The 25,307-nt window shown below is 60.3% G+C and carries 26 protein-coding genes; 18 read left to right on the plus strand and 8 right to left on the minus strand.

Features of this window, described 5'->3' with window-relative positions; genetic code table 11:
* The first annotated feature begins 85 nt into the window (after positions 1–85).
* The 5 genes from fliD to LSG25_RS05160 all read left to right on the plus strand — a co-directional run bounded on the left by fliD (position 86) and on the right by LSG25_RS05160 (position 3,933).
* Positions 86–1,468, plus strand: a complete 1,383-nt coding sequence (fliD, locus tag LSG25_RS05140; protein ID WP_232743634.1) for a flagellar filament capping protein FliD — start codon at positions 86–88, stop codon at positions 1,466–1,468.
* Positions 1,465–1,902 (plus strand): flagellar export chaperone FliS, encoded by a 438-nt coding sequence (gene fliS / locus LSG25_RS05145; protein ID WP_232743635.1) that lies wholly within the window; start codon positions 1,465–1,467, stop codon positions 1,900–1,902. The genes fliD and fliS overlap by 4 nt, the downstream gene beginning before the upstream one ends.
* A gap of 77 nt (positions 1,903–1,979) precedes the next feature.
* Positions 1,980–2,315, plus strand: coding sequence for a flagellar protein FliT (locus LSG25_RS05150; RefSeq protein ID WP_232743636.1), 336 nt, complete (start codon positions 1,980–1,982; stop codon positions 2,313–2,315).
* On the plus strand, positions 2,312–3,622 hold the full coding sequence (locus tag LSG25_RS05155; RefSeq protein ID WP_232743637.1) for a flagellar hook-length control protein FliK: 1,311 nt from the start codon (positions 2,312–2,314) through the stop codon (positions 3,620–3,622). Before LSG25_RS05150 ends, LSG25_RS05155 begins: the two co-directional genes overlap by 4 nt.
* Positions 3,619–3,933 (plus strand): EscU/YscU/HrcU family type III secretion system export apparatus switch protein, encoded by a 315-nt coding sequence (locus LSG25_RS05160; protein WP_232743638.1) that lies wholly within the window; start codon positions 3,619–3,621, stop codon positions 3,931–3,933. The genes LSG25_RS05155 and LSG25_RS05160 overlap by 4 nt, the downstream gene beginning before the upstream one ends.
* A 46-nt stretch (positions 3,934–3,979) precedes the next feature.
* Here LSG25_RS05160 and fliE read toward each other — a convergent pair whose 3' ends face one another.
* Positions 3,980–4,312 (minus strand): flagellar hook-basal body complex protein FliE, encoded by a 333-nt coding sequence (gene fliE / locus LSG25_RS05165; RefSeq protein WP_232743639.1) that lies wholly within the window; start codon positions 4,310–4,312, stop codon positions 3,980–3,982.
* A 709-nt stretch (positions 4,313–5,021) separates the two neighbouring features.
* Here fliE and fliF point away from each other — a divergent pair.
* The 13 genes from fliF (at position 5,022) to fliR (ending at position 16,161) form a co-directional block, all read left to right on the plus strand.
* Complete coding sequence (fliF, locus tag LSG25_RS05170; RefSeq protein WP_232743640.1) at positions 5,022–6,707, plus strand: flagellar basal-body MS-ring/collar protein FliF; 1,686 nt, start codon at positions 5,022–5,024, stop codon at positions 6,705–6,707.
* A complete protein-coding gene (gene fliG, locus LSG25_RS05175; RefSeq protein ID WP_232743641.1) occupies positions 6,694–7,698 on the plus strand; it encodes a flagellar motor switch protein FliG in 1,005 nt (334 codons plus the stop codon). Before fliF ends, fliG begins: the two co-directional genes overlap by 14 nt.
* Complete coding sequence (fliH, locus tag LSG25_RS05180; RefSeq protein ID WP_232743642.1) at positions 7,691–8,434, plus strand: flagellar assembly protein FliH; 744 nt, start codon at positions 7,691–7,693, stop codon at positions 8,432–8,434. Before fliG ends, fliH begins: the two co-directional genes overlap by 8 nt.
* The gene (gene fliI, locus LSG25_RS05185; protein ID WP_232743643.1) at positions 8,431–9,888 is read left to right on the plus strand and encodes a flagellar protein export ATPase FliI; all 1,458 of its coding nucleotides are present in this window, start codon (positions 8,431–8,433) and stop codon (positions 9,886–9,888) included. The genes fliH and fliI overlap by 4 nt, the downstream gene beginning before the upstream one ends.
* Positions 9,881–10,330, plus strand: a complete 450-nt coding sequence (fliJ, locus tag LSG25_RS05190; RefSeq protein ID WP_232743644.1) for a flagellar export protein FliJ — start codon at positions 9,881–9,883, stop codon at positions 10,328–10,330. Before fliI ends, fliJ begins: the two co-directional genes overlap by 8 nt.
* 12 nt (positions 10,331–10,342) lie before the next feature.
* On the plus strand, positions 10,343–11,599 hold the full coding sequence (locus LSG25_RS05195; protein ID WP_232743645.1) for a flagellar hook-length control protein FliK: 1,257 nt from the start codon (positions 10,343–10,345) through the stop codon (positions 11,597–11,599).
* Positions 11,600–11,966: 367 nt separating this feature from the next.
* Positions 11,967–12,410 carry a flagellar basal body-associated FliL family protein gene (locus LSG25_RS05200; RefSeq protein ID WP_232743646.1) on the plus strand — a complete coding sequence of 148 codons (444 nt, stop codon included), beginning with the start codon at positions 11,967–11,969 and terminating at the stop codon, positions 12,408–12,410.
* Positions 12,410–13,420, plus strand: coding sequence for a flagellar motor switch protein FliM (gene fliM, locus LSG25_RS05205; RefSeq protein WP_232743647.1), 1,011 nt, complete (start codon positions 12,410–12,412; stop codon positions 13,418–13,420). The genes LSG25_RS05200 and fliM overlap by 1 nt, the downstream gene beginning before the upstream one ends.
* Complete coding sequence (gene fliN / locus LSG25_RS05210) at positions 13,413–13,916, plus strand: flagellar motor switch protein FliN (protein ID WP_232743648.1); 504 nt, start codon at positions 13,413–13,415, stop codon at positions 13,914–13,916. The genes fliM and fliN overlap by 8 nt, the downstream gene beginning before the upstream one ends.
* A gap of 5 nt (positions 13,917–13,921) precedes the next feature.
* The gene (gene fliO, locus LSG25_RS05215; RefSeq protein WP_232743649.1) at positions 13,922–14,248 is read left to right on the plus strand and encodes a flagellar biosynthetic protein FliO; all 327 of its coding nucleotides are present in this window, start codon (positions 13,922–13,924) and stop codon (positions 14,246–14,248) included.
* Between the two features lie 25 nt (positions 14,249–14,273).
* The gene (gene fliP / locus LSG25_RS05220; protein WP_232743650.1) at positions 14,274–15,068 is read left to right on the plus strand and encodes a flagellar type III secretion system pore protein FliP; all 795 of its coding nucleotides are present in this window, start codon (positions 14,274–14,276) and stop codon (positions 15,066–15,068) included.
* Positions 15,069–15,078: 10 nt separating this feature from the next.
* Positions 15,079–15,348, plus strand: a complete 270-nt coding sequence (gene fliQ, locus LSG25_RS05225) for a flagellar biosynthesis protein FliQ (protein WP_232743651.1) — start codon at positions 15,079–15,081, stop codon at positions 15,346–15,348.
* Positions 15,349–15,372: 24 nt separating this feature from the next.
* On the plus strand, positions 15,373–16,161 hold the full coding sequence (fliR, locus tag LSG25_RS05230; RefSeq protein WP_232743652.1) for a flagellar biosynthetic protein FliR: 789 nt from the start codon (positions 15,373–15,375) through the stop codon (positions 16,159–16,161).
* 19 nt (positions 16,162–16,180) lie between these two features.
* On the opposite strand, the gene LSG25_RS05235 is transcribed toward fliR, so the two are convergent.
* The 7 genes from LSG25_RS05235 to LSG25_RS05265 all read right to left on the minus strand — a co-directional run bounded on the left by LSG25_RS05235 (position 16,181) and on the right by LSG25_RS05265 (position 25,307).
* A complete protein-coding gene (locus tag LSG25_RS05235) occupies positions 16,181–17,908 on the minus strand; it encodes a methyl-accepting chemotaxis protein (protein WP_370635953.1) in 1,728 nt (575 codons plus the stop codon).
* Between the two features lie 47 nt (positions 17,909–17,955).
* Positions 17,956–18,423, minus strand: a complete 468-nt coding sequence (locus tag LSG25_RS05240) for a hypothetical protein (RefSeq protein WP_232743653.1) — start codon at positions 18,421–18,423, stop codon at positions 17,956–17,958.
* Between the two features lies 1 nt (position 18,424).
* Complete coding sequence (locus LSG25_RS05245) at positions 18,425–19,996, minus strand: methyl-accepting chemotaxis protein (protein ID WP_232743654.1); 1,572 nt, start codon at positions 19,994–19,996, stop codon at positions 18,425–18,427.
* 94 nt (positions 19,997–20,090) lie between these two features.
* A complete protein-coding gene (gene flgL, locus LSG25_RS05250; RefSeq protein WP_232743655.1) occupies positions 20,091–21,335 on the minus strand; it encodes a flagellar hook-associated protein FlgL in 1,245 nt (414 codons plus the stop codon).
* 49 nt (positions 21,336–21,384) lie between these two features.
* A complete protein-coding gene (gene flgK, locus LSG25_RS05255) occupies positions 21,385–23,058 on the minus strand; it encodes a flagellar hook-associated protein FlgK (RefSeq protein ID WP_232743656.1) in 1,674 nt (557 codons plus the stop codon).
* A gap of 124 nt (positions 23,059–23,182) precedes the next feature.
* On the minus strand, positions 23,183–24,151 hold the full coding sequence (flgJ, locus tag LSG25_RS05260; RefSeq protein ID WP_232743657.1) for a flagellar assembly peptidoglycan hydrolase FlgJ: 969 nt from the start codon (positions 24,149–24,151) through the stop codon (positions 23,183–23,185).
* Positions 24,152–24,164: 13 nt separating this feature from the next.
* On the minus strand, positions 24,165–25,307 hold the full coding sequence (locus LSG25_RS05265; RefSeq protein WP_232744569.1) for a flagellar basal body P-ring protein FlgI: 1,143 nt from the start codon (positions 25,305–25,307) through the stop codon (positions 24,165–24,167).

Here is a 25,307-nt window from a genome sequence, read left to right on the forward strand (position 1 = left end):
CCCAAAATGGCGCAGCTTATAGCCGCTGACACAGGGATTAAACCCATTCGAACCACAGCACAATACTCCCACCAGGAGATTTATCATGGCAAACGTTTCTTCCCTCGGCGTCGGGTCTGGCTTGCCGCTGGATACCCTGCTTACCAACTTACGCAATAGTGAAAACACCGCGCTCGTAGCCATCCAAACTCAACAATCCGGAGTCCAGAGCCGGATTTCAGCCTACGGACAGCTTAAAAACACCGTCACCACGCTTCAAGGCACCATCGCCGCACTCTCCGGCAGCAGTACTTACGGCGCGCTTAAAACCAGCGTGAGCACCAGTGCCTTTACCGCCAGCGCCACCAACCAGGCAATTCCCGGGCAATACAGCATACAGGTCGATACCCTGGCGACAGCGCAAACCCTGATTGGCGCCGGACAGGCCAGCCAGACCGCCGCCAACGGCACGGGCGGCCAGGTAACCATTACCTTGGCCGACGGCAGCAGCAAAGTGCTGGACATGACAGGCAAGGACACTTCGCTCAACGGCCTGGTCAGCGCCATCAACTCCGATTCGACCCTGGGCGTGCAGGCCACCCTGATCAACGACGGTTCGGGCACTCCCTACCACTTATTGCTGACCGCCGCCAAGACCGGTACCGACGCTTCGGTGACAAGCATCAGCGTATCCCCCGACAACACAGCCCTGCAATCTGTAGTCGGCTTCGGCGGCTCCAGCCCAGCGCTGACGGCAACGGCGGCCACCAACGCCAGCCTGCACATCAATGGCATCGCCATCAGCAGTCAAAACAACCAGGTCACGGATGCCATCCAGGGCGTTACGCTCAATCTGAACACAACCACGACCGCGCCCTCGAATCTGTCCATTACCAGCGACAACAGCGCCGTCAGCGCGGCCGTCAATGCCTTTGTCACCGCCTATAACAGCCTGCAAACCACGCTCCAATCGCTGACGGCATTCGACACCACAGCGAAAACCAGCAGCGCACTGACTGGCGACAGCGTCGCACGCAGCATTCAGAACCAGGTTCGCAATGTGATGAATGTGGTGTCTACGACGGGGACCGTGCGTACATTGTCGCAACTGGGTATTTCAACCAACAAGGACGGCACCCTGGCCATAGACAGCACCAAGCTGGCTGCCGCCGTCAACAGCAATCCCGACGATGTAAAGAACCTGCTGAGCGGCACCAATGGCGTGGCCCAAACGCTTACGACCGTAACGAATAACATCCTTGGCACCAACGGCTTGTTAAGTACCGCCACCGATAGCGCCAACAGCATCAGCAGCGATCTGCAAAAACAGTACGACGACACATCGGCCCGCATCGATGCGGTCATGGCCAACTACCAAACGCAGTTCACCAATCTGGATACCATGGTGGCGCAGATGAACTCGGTCAGCAGCTACCTTACCCAGCAATTGTCGTCTTTAAGCATTTCTCAGAGCAGCACTAAAAAATGACCTATACCATGCAACAACGCGGAGCCGGGCGGATGAAATCGGCGCAGACCTATGCCAGCATCGGCCTGGAAACAGAGGTGCTCAGCGCCAGCCCGGAACGCCTGATCACCCTGCTGTTCGACGGCGCGCAAGCCGCCATCGGCAAGGCCCGTCTGTACCTGCAGCAGGGAAATATCGAAGGTCGCGGCAAAGCGATATCCCAGGCCATAAATATTGTCGAATCCGGGCTCAAAGCCAGTGTCGATCTGGAAGCAGGCGGCGAACTGGCCAACAACCTGGTAGCCACCTACGAGTTGATCGCGCGCAAGCTCCTGCTGGCCAACTTGAATGCCGACGCCGAGAATCTGGCCCTGGCCGAGCAGTTGCTATGCAATATCGGCGATGCCTGGCGCACCGCCGTAGATACCAAAAGACCTGTTATAACAAGCCTTTGAACCCACACTCACGCAGACCCACTATTAATATACTAATCATCGGAATGCCCGCAGGCATTTTTTGGTGAGCGACAAATATGATTATCACAAACTCGGTTTTGCGCCAGTATCAAATCATCGCCGCCATTTCGAACAGTATGTTCATCGCGGCTCACGCCAACCAATGGGACCAACTCGTCGAACTGGGGGATCAATACCATCGGGAAGTCGAAGCGCTGCGCAACATAAGTGAGCTTAGCAACGAAGACCGCATGGCGCGCAGAGACCTGCTGAACCAGATTCTGGCCAACGACGCCCATATCCGGGAATTGGCCAGCCCCGAACTGAAGCGCCTGCGCTCCTTATTGGGCACCATGAGGCGCCAGCAATCCGTGCTGCAGGCCTATTGCGCCCCTGCCGCCAATAAAGAATGAGCATAGGCGGCCCATCCGCCTTGGGCACACTGCTGGTACAAAGGCTGGACGCTGTGCTGGGCACCACGCTGTCGCAGCAAGCCAATATAGTGTCCGGCGCGCGGCCCGACGCCGTCACCCAGCCCGATAATCCTTCCTGGCTGGGAGCCGCCGAAAACGAAATGCTGCGCCATCCGCGCGAAACCGTGGACCAGGCCAAAGGCCAAGCCGGGCAACAAAGCCCCCTGGACAAATCCCGGCCTGGCGCGAACCGGCCCGACTCCAATCTGGCCTACAGCTCGACGGCAACAGACAGCACACCTTCGGCCCCCACCACGCTGGGCTACGCCGCCAGAACCATACTCGCCCTGCTCAACACCTTCCCGGAACAGGCCCCGGCCATGATGGGCAAGGCGCCTTTGGCGAATCCGGCCAATCCCGAGCCGACTGCCGCGAATTCTCAAACGGCAGGCGCGCCGCCGCCCGGCACCCGCGCAGACACCGCTTCGGCCAGCCCGGCCAATGCCGCATCCACCGCACCTGCCGCAGCCGCCACTGCCGGAGCGGGCATGACACGCGGCGCCGGCGAAGCAGGCAACGCGGGAATTCCTGCCCGAGTATTCGTGCAAGCCTTATCGCAGGCACTGCAAAGCAGCGGCCTGTTTTATGAATCGCATCTGAGCGATCTCTCATTTGGCCAACGCAGCGTCGATTCCCTTTTGCCAGAGCCTCAAGCGCAACTGGCCCGGGCCGCACCGGGCCATGCGCAGCCAGATACCTCGGCATACCAGCCCTCCACCGCGGGCGCCACTGCACGCGATGCCGACGCTTCCCTTGCCGGGGCCCCGGCTGCGCGCAGCGACCCGTCTGCCGCCGGCGCGCAGGCCCAGACAACATCCAGCGCGCCTTCCAGTGCTCAAACCGCTCAATTGGCCGGCCTGCACCCCGATACTCACCTGCTGGTGCGCCAGCAGCTGGAAGTGCTGGCCAATCAAGCCTTCATATGGCGCGGCGAAGCATGGCCCAATGCCCCGATGCAGTGGGAAATCAGGCGCCAGGCAGATTCACCCGACACGCCCGAAGCCGATAATCATTGGGCAACCCGCCTGAATCTGACTCTACCCCGGCTTGGCAATGTCGAAGCGCGCCTGAGCCTGGCGGGACAACAATTGGTGATGCACCTGGTGGCGCCCGAATCCGCCGATCAACTAAGCGAACAAAGCGCCGAGCTGCGTTCACGGCTGCTTGGCGGAGGCCTGCAACTGAGCCGTCTGTCGATCGCCCAGACAGAATCGGCGTCCGCGGCCAGCGAAGAGATCATCCAATGAAAAGCCCGCCCAAGGCACTCGTCCGGCCCAGTGCGGTGGCCATCACATACGACAAAAGCGATTCGGCCCCACGCGTCGTTGCCAAAGGCTATGGCACCTTGGCCGAAACGATTATCCGGACAGCCCGGGAGCACAATTTGTATGTGCATGAATCGCCCGAACTGGTGGGCCTGCTGATGCAAGTCGACCTGGACCGGCATATTCCGCCGCAACTCTACCTGGCGATCGCGGAGTTACTGGCCTGGCTATACTCGCTGGAGTCCAAAACCGGTGCGCCATTCGAAGCCAAGGCAGGAAAACCCTCAGCTTGAGCGGGTAATCGACAATGCGCAACCATGCGGCATGAAGCCGCAATACTCACACCGCCATGCTGGCGATTTCCTGGTAGGCGGCCACCAGGCGATTGCGCACTTGCACGGTAGACTGGAACGCGATATTTGCTTTTTGCATATCGATCATCACATTGTTCAGCGATATACCCGGCGCGCCGAGCTCAAAGGCCTGCGCCTGCGTATTGGCGGCGTTCTGCATGCTTGAAACCTGCTGCAAAGAGCGCTGCAGCTCGGCCGCGAACCCGCCGCTGGCGGACGACGATGCCGCCGCGCTGGCCTTGGGCGCAGCCGCCAGATCGGCCACGGCACGCATCTGCTGCAGCACGGTTTCTATACTTGATAAGCGATCAATAGCCATTATTGCAAACCATATGAAGAAGGGGCCGGAGCGGGAAAACAGCCGGCGCATTGCTGTCGATCGAATACATCGCCGAAGCAAGCCATTTCGCGCACGGCATTCCACACCGACTATGACGTCATGGTACGCAAAAACCAGGCTGGCAAGCGTCGCAACAAATGGCAAAACCCCACCCAATTCGGGGCTTACCAAAAAACTTCAACGCGAGCGGGGGTGGCGGCCCAGGCGGGGTGGGCGAGCTTGAGTCCGCCGCGGCCGCAGCCTGGATCGGGATGCAAGGGAGCGGTTGTTTGAGCGTCAAGGGTGTCCACAGCCCGGGGGGCTGTGGACGACGCGAGTTCCGCGACCGCCCGATCCAGGCTGCGACCGCGGACAGTCCTGGCAAAGCCAGGACCGGACGATGCGAGCTCCACCCCGCCTGGGCCGCCACCCCTGCGTCTAAAGAACACGGAAGACGAGCAACCACAAGGGCCACCCCCACAGAGTCACGAGCAACCCACAAGATTGCCAACCCCACAAACAATATTCCCGCAATGATTCATAAGACTTAAATAAGCCCCAAAAACCATGTTTTTCAACACTTGAGCCGCTTGCATTCCGGGCAATAATGCATTCTCCAAAAAACACGAACCTGTCGCATGCGTACCCTGCTTTTCATCTGCCCGACGTTAATATTGCGCCCTCATCAAGGCACCGGCAAAGGGTCTCAATGAGCTCGCAGGCAGCGTTCCTGGCTCGCTTCCCGGCTCTGGCAAAACTCGGTAATTGGCCCAAATCCCTGCAGATCTGCGCGGCCGCTGCCGTCGTTGCATTGATCGTTGCGCTGCTGCTATGGAGCAGAACACCCGATTACCGCGTACTGTTTTCCAACCTGGCGGACCAGGACGGCGGGGCCATCGTGACGGCCCTGGGCCAGATGAATGTTCCGTACAAATTCTCCGATAACGGATCGGCCTTGCTGGTTCCCGCCGACAAGGTTTACCAAACCCGCCTGCAACTGGCCAGCCAGGGCTTGCCGCGCGGCGGCAAAGTCGGTTTCGAACTGCTTGACCACACACAGTTCGGGGCCAGCCAGTTTACCGAACAAATTACCTACCAGCGTGCGCTCGAAGGCGAACTGGCCAGCTCCATCGAGGCCGTCCACTCGGTCAAGCAGGCACGAGTGCACCTGGCCATTCCGCGCGAATCCCTGTTCGTGCGGGAGCGCCAGTCGCCGACCGCGTCGGTGCTGATTACGCTATACCCCGGCCGCTCGCTGAATGAATCGCAAGTAGCCGCCATTACCTGGCTGGTATCGTCGAGCGTCCCGAACCTGACCGCCGACAAAGTGTCGATCGTGGACCAGAATGGCCGCCTGCTGACCGCCCCCTCGGGCCAGGCAGGCGCCGACGGCACGCGCCGGGCCTTCACCAGCGAAGTGGAAGAGCACACAGTCCAACGGATACTTACCCTCCTGACCCCGCTCGTGGGGGCCAATAATGTACGCGCCCAGGCCAGCGCCGATATCGATTTTTCGCAGCGCGAGCAGACCTCGGAAGTCTACCGTCCCAATCAGAAGCCCGGCGAAGCCGCGGTTCGCAGCGAACAGACCAGCTCGTCGGCGCGCCACGGCCTGCTTCCTCCCGAAGGTGTGCCCGGAGCCCTGACCAATCAGCCGCCCGCCAACGCCACGGCGCCCATCACAAGGCCCAACGTGCCCGCCGTACGCGCCCCGGCAGCGGCCGCCGCGCCAGGAGCGGCGCCCGGGGCCGTCGCCAATGCCACGACACCTGCCACCGAGGCAAATCAGAGCAATCAGCCGGGCGACAGCCGCCACGACGCAACGGTCAACTACGAAGTGGATCGTACGATCAATCACGTCAAACACTCCGTGGGTACGATGCAGCGCCTGTCGGTAGCCGTGGTAGTCAACTATCAGCGCAATGCGGCCGGCAAACTCGTACCGCTGGACCCTGGTGAAATGGCCAAGCTGAATAATCTGGTCAAGGAAGCCATGGGTTACTCCGCGGCGCGCGGCGATACGCTAAGTGTCGTTAACAGCCCCTTCAATACGGAAGATCCCGACAAGCTGGCAATCTGGGAAAATCCCACCTATCAGGCCCTGGCCCTGCGGCTTGGCCAATACCTGCTGATTGCGCTCATCATTTTCATGCTCTGGCGCAGCCTGCTGAAACCCTTGCTGGCCGGCATCACCTCCAGCGGCATGCCCCCGGCAGCCCCCATGACAAGCGCTGCCAGCGCCGCCGCCGAAAGCGAAGCAGCCGCGGCGCAACGCGATTCGGAAATCAACCGCTACGAAGAAAACCTGGCTACCGCTCGACGCATGGCCGAGAGAGACCCCCGCGCCGTGGCCATGGTATTGCGATCCTGGATGGGAAATAATGGCAGCAACTGAAAGCAACCTGGAGCGCTGTGCGATTCTGATGATGTCGCTGGGCGAAGACGCGGCGGCTGAAGTCTTCAAATACCTGTCGGCGCGCGAAGTGCAAATGGTGGGCGGCGCCATGGCCAATCTCAAGCAAATAACGCGCCAGGACGTCGATAATGTGCTGGAAGAATTCCGTCAGGAAGCCGACCAATTCATGGCCGTGACCCTGGGGTCCGACGAATACATACGCTCTGTGCTGACCAAGGCTCTGGGCAATGATCGCGCCGCCGGCCTGATCGAAGACATACTTGAAGCGGGCGATAACGCCAGCAGCGGCATCGATGCCCTGAACTGGCTGGACGCACCCAGCGTGGCCGAGCTGATAAGCGGCGAACACCCGCAGATCATCGCCACAATTCTCGTGCATCTGGAGCGCGACCGCGCCTCGAACGTACTGGCTCTGCTGTCCGAGCGCCTGCGCAATGACGTCATGCTGCGCATTGCCACGTTTGGCGGCGTCCAGCCGGCCGCTTTGCATGAGCTGACGGACGTGCTCAACAACATGCTCTCCGGCCAGGGCGCCAAACGCAGCAAAATGGGCGGCGTGCGCACCGCGGCCGAGATTCTCAATTTCATGAGCTCGGCCGACGAAGATGCCGTTGTCGCCAGCCTGCGCGAGCTGGACGCCGATCTGGCGCAGAGAATAGTCGACGAAATGTTCGTCTTCGAAAACCTGGCCGAAATCGAAGACCGTGCCATCCAGTTGATCCTGAAAGAGATTGATACGGCCGCCCTGACGATCGCGCTGAAAGGAGCCCCCGAAGAGCTGCGCGACAAGTTCTTCCGCAATATGTCGAACCGGGCAGCGCAACTGCTGCGCGAAGACCTGGAGGCGCAAGGCCCCGTACGCATGTCCAAGGTCGAACAGGAGCAGAAAAACATACTCCTGGTGGCGCGCCGGCTGGCGGAGTCCGGCCAGTTCGTCCTGAGCGGCATGGGGAACGACGAGTATGTCTGACAAATGGCCGTCCGAGGCAGCATGGTCATCGCCCGATGCATGGAAGCGCTGGGAGATGAGAGCTTTCGATTTGCCCAAACGCAAATCGGCATTGGCCGCGCTTGCCTCCCCTCCACTCCCGCCGGAACTGAACGCGGAGATTGAACGAATCCGGCAGGCCGCGCACGCCGAGGCGCGAGCCGAAGGCTACGCCGCCGGCCATGCCCAGGGGCTGGCCGAGGGTATCCGGGCCGGAACAGAATCGGGACACCAGGAAGGCTATCAGGCGGGTTTTGCCGAGGGACGCGCGGCAGGAAGCGAAGTCAGCCAGCAAGAAGCCGGGCAACTGGCGACACTGCTGACAACATGCGCCGACGCCCTGGAATCCGTAGAGGCCGATATGGGCCAGAACCTGATTTCACTGGCTATCGATATCGCGCGGCAGGTACTGCGCAGCACCTTGGCCGCCGAGCCGGAAAAAATGCTGGATACCGTACGCGATATCCTTCATGACGAAAGCGACCCTCAAGACAAATTGCAATTGCGTGTCCATCCCGCCGACCTGGAATTGATACAAACTCACCTGACCGACGATCCTGCTTTTAAAAACTGGCGGCTGATCAGCGATGACAGCATCGAACGGGGTGGCTGCATCGCCTCGACGGCGCGGGGCGATATCGACGCCACGCTTGAAACACGCTGGCGGCGAATCACAGCCGCCCTGGGCCAGGATCATCCCTGGAGAACCTCCCTATGAGTCCGTCCCCGAAAATGCGCTACATCCCCATTGCCGAACGCTGGCAAGCCCAGCTGGCCGTTGGCGCGAGGCGCGTTGCCGCCACGAATTCCCTGCAAGCGACAGGCCGCGTCAGGCGCGCCACCGGGCTGGTCATCGAGGCTACAGGCTTGCGCCTTGCCGTGGGAGCGGCATGCAAAATCGAAATTACACCTGGCCGCGATCATTGGGCCGACGCCGAAGTCGTGGGCTTCGACGGCCACACCCTCTATCTCATGCCGCAAAGCGATATTTCAGGCCTGCCGCCCGGAGCGCGGGTCTTGCCCGTGGAGCCGGCGCTGCAAAGCCCCATTTCCCTGCCTCGCGAGCATTCGAATGAAAGCCTGGCTCCGGAACGCAGCCGGCATCTGCCCGTGGGCGATGCGCTGCTCGGCCGGATACTGGACGGCGCCGGAAGACCGCTGGATGGCCTGGGCTCACTGGGCGAAGTCACCCTGGTTCCTCTTGCCGCGCCGACCATCAATCCGCTGATGCGCGCTCCCATCGACAGCGTGCTCGATGTAGGGGTGCGGGCCATCAATGGTCTCCTGACGGTAGGACGCGGCCAGCGCATGGGTCTTTTTGCCGGATCGGGCGTGGGCAAGAGCGTATTGCTGGGGATGATGGCGCGTTACACCCAGGCCGATGTGATCGTCGTAGGCCTGATCGGCGAGCGCGGCCGCGAAGTCAAGGAATTCATCGAACACAACCTGGGGCCCGACGGCCTGCGGCGCTCGGTCGTGGTGGCCGCGCCGGCCGACGTCTCTCCCCTGCTCAGGCTCCAGGGAGCGGTCTACGCCACAAAGCTGGCCGAGTATTTCCGCGATCAGGGCAAGCATGTACTGCTGATCATGGATTCACTGACACGTTATGCCATGGCCCAGCGTGAAATCGCCCTGGCCATTGGCGAACCGCCGGCGACCAAGGGCTATCCGCCCTCGGTGTTCGCCAAGCTGCCGGCCCTGGTCGAGCGCGCGGGCAATGGCGCATCGGTGGACAATCGGCCGGCCGGGTCCATAACTGCCTTCTATACCGTGTTGACCGAAGGCGACGATCAGCAAGACCCCATCGCCGACTCGGCGCGCGCCATCCTCGACGGGCACGTCGTGTTGTCGCGGCAACTGGCTGAATCGGGGCATTATCCGGCCATCGATATCGAGGCTTCGATATCGCGGGTCATGGCGGCCATCGTGCCTAAAGAACAATTCGCCGAAGTCCACCGGTTCAAGCAAATGCTGTCGCGCTATCAGCGCAATCATGATTTGATAGCCGTAGGAGCGTACACACCCGGCAATGACGCCAAGATCGACGAGGCCATTGAAAAATACCCCTGGCTTGAAGCATTTCTGCAGCAAGGCATGGAAAACCCCGTCAATTACCCGGCCGCAGCCGCCGAACTGAGCGCGGTACTAAGCCGCGGCGTCCAGCATGGCTAGCCCCTCGTCGCTGAATACGCTGATTGAGCTGGCCCAGAACAACGCGGACCAGGCGGCCAAACAGTTGCAACAGTTGAACAGCACTCGCCGCGATGCGGAACAGCAGTTGAATACGCTGAAAACATATCGCCAGGACTACGCCGAACGCCTGCAGAAAGCCACGGAAGACGGGATTTCAGCGTCGAACTACCATAATTTCAGGCAGTTTATCGCCACTTTGGATGAGGCGATTGCGCAGCAAAATAAGGTATTGGCCCAGATAGGCGCAAAGCTCGAATCCGGACGCCAAAGCTGGTATGACGAAAAACGCAGGCTGAATTCCTATGCCACGCTCTTGTCCAGACAAGTTCAGCAGCGCACGATACGCGATAACCGCAAGGAACAGCGCGATAACGACGAGATTTCGGCCAGGCAACTGCGCCGTTCCGGAAAAGTACATTAAATTGACCACGCCATGAAGATTCCGATAGTTTCCGCGGCAACAAGTCAGACGGACAAAGTCGCGGGCTCCGCTGCCATGGTTGGCGCCAAAGACGCAAAAGAAGCCAAAGACGCCAAAACCAGTTTTTCCAGCGTGCTCGACAGCCAGCAGGCGCCACAGGCGGTACTTGTCCCAGCAGGGCACAAACCGGCGGGCAAACCCAGCCAGGCTAAAGACGATGCCCCGGCGAAATCGGATGAAGAGGTGCTGAGCCTGCTGGTGGCCGGACAAGGCCTGATACAGCAACCACTCGCCCTGAATGCGGCCGCCCAGGCCGGCTCGGCTGCGGAAATGCACGAGTCCCATCTCAGGAGCCAGGCGGCGCTGGCCAGCCCCGGCGGATCAGTACGCGGCGCCAACACAGACCATGTCATGCCGGACACCGGCCCGGCCAATACGCCGCCCAGCTCCGAGATATCGCCCGACGCCATCGCCCGTGTCATACAAGAGCAATTGGCCGCCACGAATACGCCCAGCGGGCCATCGTCCCGACCGGCGGCCGGGCGCGACAGCAAACCCGGCGACCCGGTAAACGATAAACTCAAAAGCCATACCGCAATCCCGCTGCCGGGAACTGCCGGCGCGACAATCGCGGCGGCGGGTCAGCAAGCTGCGCTTGCGTCCCACCCTTTTTCGAACTCCCCGCCGGCCGATCCCAAGCCTTTACACCTGGCCCAGGATGCCGCGCAAACCAGCACCCTTGCCGTCGTAAACATCAATTCACCGGGCGCGCAAGGCACACCCGGAGCCGGATCGGGCACAGCGGCAACCGTGTCGCCGGCCGTTCTTCGAATCGACACGCCTTTGCAGAACCCGCAATGGGCCAGCGACTTCGGCCGGCAATTCGTAAGCCTGACTTCGAATCACGCCCAGAGCCAAACCGCCGAGCTGCATATCAATCCGCCCAACCTGGGGCCTCTGCACATTTCAATCAATATCAGCGACAACGTGGCCCATGCCATATTCATGTCCCCCCACGCCGCGGTGCGCGGCGCGGTGGAAAATGCCTTGCCGCAATTGCAACAGGCCCTGGCGCAAAACGGCATTTCGCTGGGCCAGGCAAACGTCAGCGACCAGCGGCCGTCCGCAGGAAGCTTCCACGAGCCCACCGGGCAAAAGCGCCGCGGCGCGGTTGGGGCCATCGCCGGAGCGGCCACAGAACAAGGTGTTGTCGGGCAAGCCCGCACACGCAGCGTCTCGCCCGACTCGCTTGTCGATACCTTCGCGTAAACGGCAGCCCAACCTCATTTCGGGTAACTCATGCAGCCGGATTGGCACAAGAGCCGCCCCTGCCCGGCCGTCTCTTGACTCCCGAGGCAATATCTATCCATCCCTCTGCCCACATCTCTATCCATAGAGCTCCACTCACTTGTCCCATTCAGGCCATTCCCATGCAAAGACACGAGCTGACAAGATTTAAGCCCATTATTCAAAAGGATTCGGCGTGCGTACTTGATGCAGAATGTCAGGGATAAACCAGTATGCCCATCATGCACCCAATACACTCATTGTCTCAGATGTATATTCCCAACCATCCCGCTCATTCTGAAAACACGCCGCTGTTGGCCGCCACCTGCCCTATCGGCAAAATACTGCCATGATCAAGACCATTCTCGGAGTCATTCTCATCGTGGCGGCCAGTGTCGGCGCCACCCTGTTTTATTCCATGCGCGCGGTGCCCGCGGTCAATGCCGAAACACGGCCGTCTGTACCGGTTCCGCTGCCGGGCCCCATATTCGTGCCGTTGGAACCTTTTACCGTTACGCTGCGCAATGAAAGCATCACACGCATTCTGTATGTAGCCATCACCTTGCGGGTTGCCGACGAAGAGTCGCGCCATCTGCTTGGCACCTACATGCCCGAAGTGCGCAACCGCGTACTGCTGGAACTCTCGACGCAAAGCCCCGTGGCGGTGCAGACGCCCGAAGGGCGGACTCAACTGGCGACGAACCTGACCAAGGTTCTGGAGGCCCCCTACGTGCCGCAACCGCGCGGCCCAAGCATCTCAAATGTGCTGTTCACGGCCTTCGTAGTGCAATAATGTCTTATCAAAACTTTCTCTCGCAAGACGAAGTCGACGCCCTGCTTGAAGGCGTAACGGGCGAAAGCAAAAAAACAACCCGCCAGGCCGACGATCCGGGTGGAGTACGACCCTACGACCTAAGTTCCCCCGATCGGGTCGTGCGCCACCGCATGCAAACGCTGGAGCTGATCAACGAGCGATTCGCCCGGCGCCTGCGTTCGACGCTGCTCAGTTTCATGCGCCGCAGCGCCGACATAACGGTAGGTTCGATACGCGTGCAGAAATACTCGGACTTCGAACGCAATCTTCCCGTGCCCAGCAATCTGAACATGGTCAGCATGAAGCCCTTGCGCGGCGTGTCCCTGTTTACTTTCGACCCCAACCTGGTCTTCCTGATCATCGACAGCCTGTTCGGTGGCCATGGACGCTACAGCACCCGCATCGAGGGGCGCGATTTCACCACGACCGAACAGCGCATTATCCGGCGCCTGCTCAATTTGACACTTGAAAGCTACGGGCACGCATGGGATACGGTCCATCCGATCGAATTCGACTACATACGCTCCGAAATGCATACCAAATTTGCCAGCATCGCCGGCAATAATGAAATTGTCGTGGTCTCGTCTTTCCATATCGAATTCGGATCGACCGGAGGCAGCCTCAACATCTGCCTGCCTTATTCGATGATCGAACCGATACGCGATGTACTGACCCGGCCCTTGCAGGATGCGTCGATCGGCTCGATCGATCAGCGCTGGATGCATCAGTTGTCGCGTCAGGTACGCAGCGCCGATGTCGAACTGATAGCCGATTTTGCCCACATTTCCTCCTCCATTTCCAAGCTGCTGAAACTGCAGGTCGGAGACGTACTGCCCCTGAATATTCCGTCGTCCATCACGGCGCATGTCGGAGGAGTGCCGGTAATGGAATGTTCATACGGAACCTTCAACGGCCAGTATGCGTTGCGCGTACAAAAACTGCTGGCCAACTCGGAAACCGATTTACCTAAAGCGACCCATCATGACTGAGCCAAAAGAAGAGCCTGCGCACGTCCCGGACACCTCGGCCGGTGCCGACGCCGACTGGGCGAACGCCCTTGCCGAACAGGCGAGCCAGGGCAGCAGCACCCAGGCCGCCGGCCTGAATCAAAACACGGACGACTGGGCCAGCGCACTGGCCGAGCAAACCGCCGCGACACCTGCACCGGCATCGCAGCAGGTATTCCAGCCTCTGATCGACAATCCCAGCGACGCCGGCAGCGATATCGACATGATCATGGACATCCCTGTCCAGCTCACTGTCGAGCTGGGCCGCACCCGGCTCACCATCAAGAATATCCTGCAGCTTGGCCAGGGCTCGGTGATCGAACTTGACGGACTGGCCGGCGAGCCCATGGATATTTTCGTGAACGGCTATTTGATTGCACAAGGCGAAGTCGTGGTGGTCGAGGAAAAATACGGCATTCGCCTGACCGACATCATTACCCCTTCCGATCGCCTGCAACGCCTGAACAACAGACGCTGAGCCCCATGACCGAAGCCGCGGCGCTGCGCCTGATACTCAGTCTATTCTTTGTACTGGCCCTTATTCTGGCCGGCGCATGGCTGACGCGCCGTGCCGGCTGGCTGCATCCCGGCACGAAGCGCATGATCAAGCTCATCGACACGCAAAACCTGGGATCGCGCACGTATGTGGCGCTGGTCGATGTCGAAGACACCCGGCTGGTGCTGGGCGTAACGACAAGCCATGTGTCCCTGCTGCATACACTGCCCAGGCCGGAAAACGAACCCATGCAGGCGGAACATGCCCCCGCCTTCGCTCGCACGCTGCGGCACATCATGGCGAAGCGCCGCTGAAACCGGCCTGGCCCGCACTATCTTCATGAATCATTCCATCTCCGCTCGACTCCGCGTTCCCGGACTGCGCACCCTTTCCGGGCTCGCCGTCTGGAGCCTGTTGTCGCTCGCCTTGCTGTACCCGGCTTCGGGACTGGCCCAGGCTACCTTGCCGGGGATTACCGCCGTAACCGGCCCCAACGGCAGCCAGACCTATACGCTCAGCATCCAGACTTTGCTGCTGCTGACAATGATGTCGTTCCTGCCGGCCATGCTTCTGATGATGACCGGCTTCACGCGCATCATTATCGTACTGGGCCTGTTGCGCAATGCCATGGGCACCGGCAGTTCGCCGCCCAATTCCGTGCTGATCGGCCTGGCCATGTTTTTAACCTTCTTTGCCATGTCGCCTGTTTTCGACCAGATATACAGCCAGGCTTACCAACCGCTGAGCGCCGGCACCATCTCCTTTGAAACGGCGCTGGACCGGGGTGCACAGCCGCTGAAAACCTTCATGCTGCATCAAACGCGCGAGGCCGATCTGTCGCTGTTTGCCAATATGGCCAAGATAGGACAGCTCGACAGCCCCAATGAAGTGCCTTTGCGTGTATTGGTGCCCGCGTTCGTCGCCAGCGAACTGAAAACCGCATTCCAGATCGGCTTCACGATATTCATCCCGTTCCTGATTATCGACCTGGTGATTGCCAGCGTGCTGATGGCCCTTGGAATGATGATGGTGCCGCCTGTCACCATCTCGCTGCCCTTCAAGCTCATGCTGTTCGTGCTGGCCGACGGATGGCACCTGCTCCTTGGTTCGCTGGCACGCAGCTTTTATCAATAAAGGAACCTCCATGAATTCCGAAGCCATCATGTCCATGACCTATCAGGCCATGAAAATCGCGCTGATCATGGCCGGCCCGCTGCTGCTGGTGACCCTGGTGGTGGGACTGCTCATCAGCATTTTCCAGGCCGCGACGCAGATCAATGAAATGACGCTGTCATTCATCCCGAAGCTGCTGGCGGTGGGCGCCGCACTCGTGCTGCTGGGCCCCTGGCTGATCAGCACCATGGTCGACTATATGCAGCAACTGCTTGCGCAGATACCGGGCCTGGTATCCTGACATCGACTGCGACGCCCCAGGTTCATGGTTTCCTTCCAGCTCGATCAGCTCTACGGCTGGATCACGGCATTTATCTGGCCATTTTTGCGCTTGCTGGCTTTGCTCAGCACCGCTCCGCTGCTTGGTGAATCCGCCATTCCAGCCCGGGTAAAAGTAGGCTTCGCGGCGCTGACGGCCATTGCCATTGCTCCCGCGCTCGGCCCCATGCCGCCCATCGCTCCCGCTTCGTTTGCGGGACTATGGATCGCCGCGCAGCAAGTCATGATCGGCATCGCCATGGGCCTGACCATGCGTATTGCCTTTGCCGCGGTGCAGACGGCCGGCGAGTTCGTCGGCCTGCAGATGGGCTTGTCGTTTGCATCATTCTTCGACCCCGGCACGGGGGCCAATACGGCCGTGCTCTCACGCCTGATGAATGTGGTTGCCATGCTGATTTTTCTGGCGCTGAACGGCCATTTGCTGATGCTGGCCGGCCTGGTCCGCACCTTCGAAGTGCTGCCCATAGGCGGGTCATCCCTGGATTCGGGCGGATGGGGCGTACTGCTGGACTGGAGCAGCCAGATCATGATTTCGGGAATGCTGCTGGCCCTGCCGATTATCATTGCCCTGCTCACCATCAATCTGGCTTTGGGAATTTTAAATAGAACCGCGCAGCAGCTTTCCGTATTCGCCGTTGGGTTTCCGATCAGCCTGATGGTAGGACTGATACTGCTGACGGTGGTGCTGCCGCAGTCCACGCCGTTCCTGGCGCATCTGTTTCAATCCGGCTACGAAGCCATGGGACGCCTGGCCATGGCGCTGGCCGGCACGTAGGGCCGGCCCCGCATCTATCTTATACGGCCAGGGAGTGTTCGAGAGCTGGAGACCGGCCCTCGTGCGACAAGGCCCCCGAGGACCCCGCCTCGATCACCTCCCCTCCACTGAGCTTGAACACCGACACCGCCTCGCTTAACCGACCCGCCTGCTCCTGCAACGAGCCCGCCGCGGCCGCCGCCTGCTCCACCAGCGCCGCATTCTGCTGCACCGCCCCATCCATCTGCGCCACCGCCTGATTCACCTGCTCTATCCCCTCGGACTGCTCCCGCGACGCCGACGAAATCTCCCCCATGATCGTCGTCACTCCATGCACCGACCCCACCACCTCCTGCATGATCTGGCCTGCCTGCTTGGCCTGCGTCGCCCCAGCCTTGATCTTGTGCAACGACTCCTCAATCAATACCTTGATCTCCTTGGCCGCCTGCGCACTGCGCTGCGCCAGCGACCTCACCTCACCGGCCACCACCGCAAATCCCTTGCCCTGCTCCCCAGCCCGCGCCGCCTCCACCGCCGCATTCAACGCCAAGATGTTCGTCTGAAACGCTATCCCGTCTATCACCCCCACAATCTCCGCTATCTTGCCAGAGCTCGTCGTGATCTCCTCCATCGTCCCCACCACCTCCGTCACCGCCCGCCCGCCGCGCTGCGCCACCTCCGAAGCCCCCTTGGCCAGCTTGTCCGCCTGCAGCGCATTCTCCGTATTCTGCTTGACCGTGCTGGCCAACTCCTCCATGCTCGCCGCCGTCTCCTGCAACGACGCCGCCTGCTGCTCCGTGCGACTGCTCAGGTCCGTGTTCCCCATGAATATCTCGCGCGATCCCAGCGTGATCTCCTCTACCCCCTGGCGCACCGTCGTCACCGTGCGCGTCAGACTCTCCTGCATCCGCTTCAACGACTCGTACAACACCCCTATCTCGTTGCGCGACCTCACCTCGATCCGCTGCGTCAAATCCCCTCCCGCAATCCGGTCAAAATGTCCCCCTGCCTCGATCAGGCGCTTGATCACCGCCCGGCCGAAAATAATGCGCGCGGCAATCATGAGCAACAGGCCTGCCAGCACCGCGGCGCCGATCGCCATCAGGGCCTGATGGAATTTTTCTCCGGCGGCGGCAAACGCTTGCTTTTCCTGCTTGTCTATATAGGCCGAATAAGTCTGGATGGCTTTCTCGAAGGTAATGCTGCGCTCGATGCCAAACTGATTATTGACAAAATAAAAAGTCGTGTAGTCCTGTATCGTCAAGGCCTGAACCATCGGGTCGATGCCATCGTCCACATAAGGCTGATACGTGCTGACCAGCCTGAGCGACAGGCGCCGCGCTTCTGGATCTTCAGGCAGGTTCTTGCGGAAATCCACGAAGCTCTTTCTGACCGCATCGAGCTTTTGAGTTGCCTGGTCGAGCATGTCCTTGGCTTTCTGTTTCAGGGCCGGATCCATGGAGGAGCTGGCCTCCTGCTGATAACGGGCCGCGACCAGCAAGGACACCCGGGCATGCAGCATATCGTTGCTCATCAGCAGAACCTGCTGGGCTCGGCTATTTTGCTCGCCTATGGTGTGCACAGCCTGAACATTCAGATAAAGAAAGTAAGCGCCCAACCCGCCCACCGCCATGATCAGCAGCATGAACAGCGCAAGCCCGGTCATGAGCATGGAACTGACCTTTGAGCCTCCCAGCCGAAAACGGGGGCTTCGGGTGCGTTTCGATTTTTTTACTTCATTTTGTGGAAATTGCATGGTCATGGACATGATTGAATCCGATTTCGATTGCGTACCTCGCGGTACAGAAATGAAAGCTATTGGGGCGACAGGCTGTAGCTTACGGCGGGTGCATATAGTGGGGCCTGCGACATATTGCCCATCGGGCTATTGTCCGCAGGGCCTGCCGCATTCTGTACGCTCGTGTGGGGTGCTGCGACAGGCTGCAGGGATCGTGTGGGCACATTAGTGCTCTTCACGACACGGCTGAATTTACCGTCCGGCCCAAAGTCGAGCCATAGCTCGCGGCGAAAATAAATCGCATCGGTCACGAGCGAGGCCTTATGGGCCCAAACGGCCAGAGCCGAACCGTCGCCCTGCATATAGATGTTGTCCGGCTCGGCGTCGAGAATGGCGCTGGCCTGTTCCAGCGTAGTCTGCCCCACCTTTATCTGTTCGAGATCCGACGTGTGAAAAGCGCGTCCGGAAGTGCTGCACGCGGCCAGGCCCAGGGACAAACCCAGGGCCAGCAGGAAAAATCGAAACAAGACGGAAGTGGAAAACATGCTAGAACTCTTCCCAATCATCCTGGCTTATCGGCTTGTGCGCCGCCGCAGCACCAGTGGCTCCGGCATAAGCGGGCACCCGGCCTGGGAGCTGGCCCGGAATTCGGGCGGCGGCCTGCAGGGAAGCCGCGGCCAAGGCAGTCGCCGATGCCGCGCCGGCGGCATTTGCCGAATTGGCGGAGGGCAATGCCCGGCCCGTTGCCTGGCTACCGGCGGCCGTGGCTGCGCGCGCCTTGCCGGCCGTGGTGGCAATGGCCGTCGCCGCGACATCGATCACCTGCTTGTCGATCGTCTTGAACACGGACACCGCATCGCTGACCTGTGCTACCTGCTCGCGCAAAGCCGCGGCGAGCGAGGCGGCTTCCTGCACCAGGGTGGCGTTCTGCTGGGTCACATCGTCCATTTGCGTTACGGCGCGATTGATCTGGTCTATACCTGTCGACTGCTCGGTGGTGGCCGCCGAGATTTCACCCATGATGTCGGTGACCCGCGCCACTGACACGACAATTTCTTCCATGGTGGCGCCGGCTTGTTCAACCTGAGTCGAGCCTTCCGTAACTTTCTTGACGGAATCCTCGATCAGGCCCTTGATTTCCTTGGCCGCCTGGGCGCTGCGCTGCGCCAGCGCCCGCACCTCGGCCGCAACGACAGCGAAGCCTTTACCCTGTTCGCCGGCCCGGGCGGCCTCGACCGCCGCATTCAATGCCAGAATATTCGTTTGAAAGGCAATACTGTCGATCACGCCTACAATGTCGGAAATCTTGCGCGAACTGGCGGAAATACCCTGCATGGTCGTTACGACTTCGCCCACGGCATGCCCGCCGCGCTGCGCCACTTCGGATGCGCTGGCTGCCAATTGATTGGCCTGGCGCGCATTATCGGCATTCTGTTTGACCGTGCTGGCCAGTTGCTCCATGCTGGCCGCCGTCTGCTGCAGCGCCGCCGCCTGTTGCTCGGTACGGCTGCTCAAATCGGTATTGCCCAGCACGATCCGCTGCGACCCGGTATTGATCTGATCCATACCCTGGCGCACGGTTCCGACGATGCGGCCGAGGCTGTCCTGCATGCGCTTGAGCGAGGCATACAGCATGCCGATCTCGTTTTGCGTGGTGACTTCGATACGCTCGGTCAGGTCGCCCGAAGCTATGCGATCGAAATGGGCGCCGGCCTGCTTCAACGGCCGCAGCACCGTGCGCGACAAGGTCCGGTACGCCGCCAGTGCCAGCACAATGGCAAGAACGATCAAGCAGCCAAAAACATAAAGAGCCTGCTGATAGAGCTTCGCGGCATCCGCGGAAGTGTCGGAATATTCACCCGCAAGGTATTGATCGAAACGCTTGAAGGCGGCCTCCAGCCCCTGGGCCGCAACGGCCGGCTGCGCATACCGGGATTGCTCATACGCATTCTTGACCTCACGGCCCGCCTCGATGCTGCTGGTCGAAAGCGCATTCATCTGCTGGCGCGCCGTATACAGGCTATTCCAGCCTATACCTACCGCAAAGAACGTCAATAAAGACAGGAAAAACACCATCAGCGACAGACTTGTCTTGAGTTGCAATCGTTTGAACTTCATCAAGTACTCTCTTTTACCCGGCAGGCTAGCCTGCTTGCAAAACAATCGATCGCGGCGCCATTGCACGCGGCCCGGCACAAACATCCGCCTACCATTAACCGCTGCTGCCTGTATTGAACAGACTGGTGCCCTGGATCTGCTTGAACGCCAGCGAAGCCGCCTGAAGCGCGGACTGACGCAACTGCAACTGCGTGGTGGCGCTGTAGTAATCGACATTCTCGAGCGTGGACAGCTGGCTGGCGTAGCCCAGCCCGCGCGCCGTGCCATTCGCATTCAGGGCATCGATTTCGTTCATGCGCGAACCCACCGAGGCGCGCACGGTCAATAGATTGTCGTAGCTGGCATTGAATTTCTGTATCGCGGTGGACAGCGAATTACCCAGATTGGCACTGGCCGTATCGTTCCCATTGACGGGCTTATTGAGCGCCGTGATCATGTCGTCGAGCGTGCCGAATACATCCAGATTGCCGGCATTGCCGGGGCTGACCGTAAACGTGTCGCCCGGCTTGGGGTCGCCCGAGAACTGCACTTGCACGCCACCGGTCAAGTCCAGCACGGTGCCGCCCGCCTGATAGGGAAATGTAGCGCTGCTTGTCACGCCTGTTGTCGCATCTGTTGTATCGACCTGGTACTGAAGCGGCGATCCGGCGCTGAAGGTAATCTTGAAAGAATTCCCCACATTCGATCCCGCGGGATTGGTAATCGTGGGCGTATTGATCTGTGCCGTACCCGTGTTGGCGGGATCCCCTGTGGTTACATAAACCCTCATACCCGGCACAGCACGCGCAAAAATATCGGACCCTACATCGCTGCCCGCCATCTGCCGGGTTGGATCGATTTGAATCAAGCGTTGATTGGTATCGCCTGTATAGGTGACTTTGCCTGTGACCGGATCGGTCACATACGGCATGGTATCGCCCTTGAAGCCGGAGAACATATATTGGCCGTTGCCGTCGGTGCTGTTCGCCAGACCCAGCAGGCTGGCCTTGGCCTCGGTCAGGACATTGGCCAGCGTTGCACGATCGGCATCCGACAAAGTTCCATTGCCTGCCTGGATCAGCTGGGTCTTGATATTCTGCATCAAGGTGGTCGCGGAACCCAGGACATTGTCTTCGGTTCCCAGGTTTTGCGTGGCCACGCCGCGATTATCGGCAAAGCGCTGATTAAGCGTCTGCGACTGCGCAATATTGATGGCTTGCGCCGCCCCCAGAGGATCGTCGGCCGGCGTCACCATGCGTTGCCCGCTGGCAATCTGCTGATATATATGCATCAGATCGGCCTGCTGGGCGTTAATGGAATTCAGCCCGGTCTGAAAAAATTGGCTGGAGCTAATACGCATGGCGAAATCCTGAAAGAAAATTTATGTGCAACACTGCGAGCCTGCCAGGCTAGCGACCCATGGTCAGCAATGTGTCGAACAATTTCGAACTGACGTCGATCAGACGCGAGGCCGCCTGGAACTGCTGCTGATAATTATCGAGATTGACATACTCTTCATTCAGATTGACGCCGGACACCGCTTGCTGGGCCGCATAGTTCTGCTGGATCAGCGTGTTCTGCGCTTTTGCGGAGGCCGCATTTTGCTGAGTCGCCACGGCAACCTGGTTGACGATCTGCGAATAGCCCTCGTTCAAGCTCATGGTGCCGCCGCCAAAAACCTTGCTTGTCTGCAGCTGTGCCAGCGCCAGAGCGTTGACGCCGTTGGCCGAGCCGCCGTTGGTATCGGCAGCCGCAATCTTGGCGGGATCGGTGATCTCGAGTTTCAAATCATCGGCTGTCGTGCGGGTGGGCTGTACCAGCCAGGAGTCGCCGGCTTGCGGCGTACCCGATACCGTAAGCTTCAGCCCCGGAACGCCGGCGTCGGTCGGCAGGGTGTCCAGCGTGGCGCTGCTTGCACCGACCTGTTTGCCATCCGGCAGACTGAATACCGAATAGTTGCTGCCGTCGTACTGCACTGTGTAATCGAGCCCGGCCAGCGCATTGGAATCGTTCGGAACCGCAAATGAAGCGGTAATCGTGGCGGAGCTTGGGTTATTGCTGTTTGATATGACCTTGGGCGTGCCCAGCTTGAAAAATTCCGTTCCAGCCGCCCCATTCAAATCCTTGCCGTTTTCATGCACAGCGTTGACGCCCATGGCCAGGCCCGCCGCCAACCTCCCGAGCTTATTCTGGGTCGCGTCAAGCGTCTGGCTGCGATAACTCAGCAAACCGCCCAGGCTACCACCGGTGATATCCTGCTCGGGCATTTCCACTGAGGTCATGGCACCGCCGGCGCCCGAAGGCACGCTATAGGCAACCACCGTGCGCGACGGATCTGCCGCCGACTGCACCGCCGTCAAGGGGAATACTGTATCGCCGCCCAGCAAAATCTGGCCATTGCCCACCGTGAGGCTGACATTGCCGTTCTGCTGCAGAACCTTGACATCGACGAGCTGGCTCAGATCGGACACCGCCTGGTCGCGCTGATCGAGCAGATCGTTGGGCGGTTGGCCCGAACTGCCGGCCAGCGCGCTGGAAATCTGATGATTCAAATCGCGTATGCGCTCGACATAGCTGTTGACCTGAGTAACCGTGGTGGTAATTTGCGTATTGACATCGTTGCGCTGCTGATTCAGGAAGGCATTGGCGCTATTGATATTAGTGGCCAGGCTGCCCGCCTGTCCCAGCATTTCCTGGCGAGCGGCGCTATCGGCCGGCGCCGACGCCACGGCTTGCACGCTGTCGAAAAAGTGTTGGATGGCCGGCGAAATGCCTACCGTACGATCGGCAAACAGATTGTTGATCTGGGTGATCTGGTTGCCATAGGAGGCCAGTGCCGCGCCCGTGGTTTGCGAATTGACCAACTGTTTGGCCAGGAAATTGTCATAAGAGCGGGTAACGCTATCGACCTGGACACCCCAGCCTATAAAGCCGTTGCCGGTATTGGCCGCTCCGGCCGTGGATACCAGCACCGTCTGGCGGTTGTAGCCGACGGTCGCCGCATTGTCGATATTGTGGCCCGCCGTTTGCAGGCGAACCTGCGCCGCTGTCAAACCCGAGAGACCAAGATTAGCCAAATTCATGAACGAATTACACTCTTAAACAATGGGAGCAAGCTCCACGTGTGCGGGACAACCGTTTGATGTATTTACGGCCAGAAAGCGAAAATGTTTAGCGCGCCCGGCCCGGCAAGCAGGAAAACACACCCTAGATCGCGCCGGCATTGAAATACCCCATGATCGAAATCAATTTCTTGGCATAATCGGGGTCGGTCGCATAGCCCGCGTCCTGGATCTTCTGCGCAGCAACTTCGGCGCTGGGAGCGCTTACAACATCCTGATAACGCTGACTATTTCCTATCAGGCGAGCGTAGTCGGCAAACGATTCCGCATACGAACTATAGGCCCGGAACGGCTGCATCACTTTCTTGGCCACTCCCCCCTCGTATTCGGTCGTCAGCACATTGACCACCTTGCCCTTCCAGCTGCCGCCGGCCTTGATGCCGAACAGGTTATAGCTCGGGCTGCCATCCGCCCCCTGAATTTCGCGCTTGCCCCAGCCTGATTCCAGCGCCGCCTGGCTCAGCATCAGCTTGAGCGGCACACCGTTCTGGCTGGCCGCCGCTTTCGCGGCGTCGGTCATGGCCGAGATGAAACTGCGTATGTGCTCAGGCGCTCCCTGGATTGCGGACAAGGCCGCGCCGGCGGCGGACTGCTTGCCCAGCATATCGATCAGGTCCGAAATGGACGACGCGACATTGGGGCGGTCCGGACCTACGCGGGACCGCAAGCCAGGTATCCGGGAGGCCGCCAGCTCGGGCGGCGTGGCCGAAGCCTGCTGTTGCGTGGCATTGCCGCCCCGTTGCGCGCTGATCTGGTTCAGCAGCGCCTGCGCCAGGCCTATCCCGGGATTGGACAGTTGCAACGCCGTTTGCTCGTCGCCCATGCTTTGCGCCATGCGCGTCTGCTCGCTGTCGAAAGGCCCGGACAAAGTGGATGCCTGGTGCGCCTGCTTGAGCAGCATCTGGATGAACATGGCCTCGAATTGCTGGGCCACCTTCTTGGTCGCATTCGCGTCGGCACCGCTCTGAACATCGCGCTTGAGCGAGTTCAACTGGCTCATGTCGAAGATCGACATATCGTTGCCGGGGCGCGGGGTGTATTGAGTAAAAGCCATAGAACCCCCGCTCCTATATGATTTCCAGGTCGGCGCGCAAGGCGCCCGCGCTCTTGAGGGTCTGCAGAATCGACAACAGATCCTGCGGTGTCGCTCCCAGAGCGTTGAGTGCCTTGACGACATCGGCCAGATTGGCGCTGGTGCGCACCCGCTTGATGCTGCCCTTGTCGGAGCGCATCTCGATCTGGGTGCTGGGCGTCACCACCGTCTGCCCGCCGGCAAAAGGCGTAGTGGGCTGGCTGACCTGTGCCTGCTGGCTGATCACCACCGACAGATTGCCGTAGGCAATGGCCGCTTCGTCGATGGTTACCGTCCGGTTCATCACAACCGAGCCGGTGCGCGCATTGATAATGACTTTGGCGCGAGCCGGCGGCAGATTGACCTGTACATTCTCGACCTGTGAAAGAAACACGGCCTGGTTCGACGCATCGACAGGGCCTCGCAACTGCACTACCCGGCCATCGATGGCACGCGCCACACCCGGCCCAAAGGCCCGATTCAAGGCCGTAACCACGCTCTGCGTCACGCCGAAATCAGTGGTATTCATCTCGAGATTGATCTCGCCATTGCGCGCAAACGCGGTAGGCACGCTGCGCTCGACGATCGCGCCGTTGGTGATGATGCCGCCATTGAGCTGATTGACCTGGACGCTTGAGCCGCCTGCCTGCGCGCCCGCCCCGCCCACCAGCAAATTGCCCTGGGCCATGGCGTACACCTGGCCATTGGCCCCCTTCAACGGCGTCATGAGCAAAGTGCCGCCGCGCAGGCTCTTGGCATTGCCCATGGACGACACGACCACATCCACCGTCTGGCCCGGCCTGGAAAAAGCCGGCAGCCGCGCGGTTACCATGACGGCGGCCACATTCTTAACCTGCATATTGGTGCCCTGGGGCATGGTGACACCCAACTGCGACAGCATGTTCGTCAGGCTTTGCTGGGTAAACGGCGTCTGGCGAACCTGATCGCCGCTGCCGTCCAGGCCCACCACCAAACCGTAGCCAATCAGCTGGTTCGCACGCACCCCCTGGATCGATGCCAGATCCTTGATCCGCTCGGCATGCGCGGCGCTCAGGGACAGCAGCAGCGCGGCAGCCAGCACTGCGCACTGTCTCCAGAGACGCGGCCTGGCGGAACAAGGGAATGTGAAGATCGGCAT

This window comes from Paralcaligenes sp. KSB-10, from assembly GCF_021266465.1.
Classification (GTDB): domain Bacteria; phylum Pseudomonadota; class Gammaproteobacteria; order Burkholderiales; family Burkholderiaceae_B.

Coding starts and splice junctions, on each gene's coding strand:
- fliD (WP_232743634.1), top strand. CDS start 86: ATGGCAAACGTTTCTTCCCTCGGCGTCGGGTCTGGCTTGCCGCTGGAT.
- fliS (WP_232743635.1), top strand. CDS start 1,465: ATGACCTATACCATGCAACAACGCGGAGCCGGGCGGATGAAATCGGCG.
- LSG25_RS05150 (WP_232743636.1), top strand. CDS start 1,980: ATGATTATCACAAACTCGGTTTTGCGCCAGTATCAAATCATCGCCGCC.
- LSG25_RS05155 (WP_232743637.1), top strand. CDS start 2,312: ATGAGCATAGGCGGCCCATCCGCCTTGGGCACACTGCTGGTACAAAGG.
- LSG25_RS05160 (WP_232743638.1), top strand. CDS start 3,619: ATGAAAAGCCCGCCCAAGGCACTCGTCCGGCCCAGTGCGGTGGCCATC.
- fliE (WP_232743639.1), bottom strand. CDS start 4,312: ATGGCTATTGATCGCTTATCAAGTATAGAAACCGTGCTGCAGCAGATG.
- fliF (WP_232743640.1), top strand. CDS start 5,022: ATGAGCTCGCAGGCAGCGTTCCTGGCTCGCTTCCCGGCTCTGGCAAAA.
- fliG (WP_232743641.1), top strand. CDS start 6,694: ATGGCAGCAACTGAAAGCAACCTGGAGCGCTGTGCGATTCTGATGATG.
- fliH (WP_232743642.1), top strand. CDS start 7,691: ATGTCTGACAAATGGCCGTCCGAGGCAGCATGGTCATCGCCCGATGCA.
- fliI (WP_232743643.1), top strand. CDS start 8,431: ATGAGTCCGTCCCCGAAAATGCGCTACATCCCCATTGCCGAACGCTGG.
- fliJ (WP_232743644.1), top strand. CDS start 9,881: ATGGCTAGCCCCTCGTCGCTGAATACGCTGATTGAGCTGGCCCAGAAC.
- LSG25_RS05195 (WP_232743645.1), top strand. CDS start 10,343: ATGAAGATTCCGATAGTTTCCGCGGCAACAAGTCAGACGGACAAAGTC.
- LSG25_RS05200 (WP_232743646.1), top strand. CDS start 11,967: ATGATCAAGACCATTCTCGGAGTCATTCTCATCGTGGCGGCCAGTGTC.
- fliM (WP_232743647.1), top strand. CDS start 12,410: ATGTCTTATCAAAACTTTCTCTCGCAAGACGAAGTCGACGCCCTGCTT.
- fliN (WP_232743648.1), top strand. CDS start 13,413: ATGACTGAGCCAAAAGAAGAGCCTGCGCACGTCCCGGACACCTCGGCC.
- fliO (WP_232743649.1), top strand. CDS start 13,922: ATGACCGAAGCCGCGGCGCTGCGCCTGATACTCAGTCTATTCTTTGTA.
- fliP (WP_232743650.1), top strand. CDS start 14,274: ATGAATCATTCCATCTCCGCTCGACTCCGCGTTCCCGGACTGCGCACC.
- fliQ (WP_232743651.1), top strand. CDS start 15,079: ATGAATTCCGAAGCCATCATGTCCATGACCTATCAGGCCATGAAAATC.
- fliR (WP_232743652.1), top strand. CDS start 15,373: ATGGTTTCCTTCCAGCTCGATCAGCTCTACGGCTGGATCACGGCATTT.
- LSG25_RS05235 (WP_370635953.1), bottom strand. CDS start 17,908: ATGTCCATGACCATGCAATTTCCACAAAATGAAGTAAAAAAATCGAAA.
- LSG25_RS05240 (WP_232743653.1), bottom strand. CDS start 18,423: ATGTTTTCCACTTCCGTCTTGTTTCGATTTTTCCTGCTGGCCCTGGGT.
- LSG25_RS05245 (WP_232743654.1), bottom strand. CDS start 19,996: ATGAAGTTCAAACGATTGCAACTCAAGACAAGTCTGTCGCTGATGGTG.
- flgL (WP_232743655.1), bottom strand. CDS start 21,335: ATGCGTATTAGCTCCAGCCAATTTTTTCAGACCGGGCTGAATTCCATT.
- flgK (WP_232743656.1), bottom strand. CDS start 23,058: ATGAATTTGGCTAATCTTGGTCTCTCGGGTTTGACAGCGGCGCAGGTT.
- flgJ (WP_232743657.1), bottom strand. CDS start 24,151: ATGGCTTTTACTCAATACACCCCGCGCCCCGGCAACGATATGTCGATC.
- LSG25_RS05265 (WP_232744569.1), bottom strand. CDS start 25,307: ATGCCGATCTTCACATTCCCTTGTTCCGCCAGGCCGCGTCTCTGGAGA.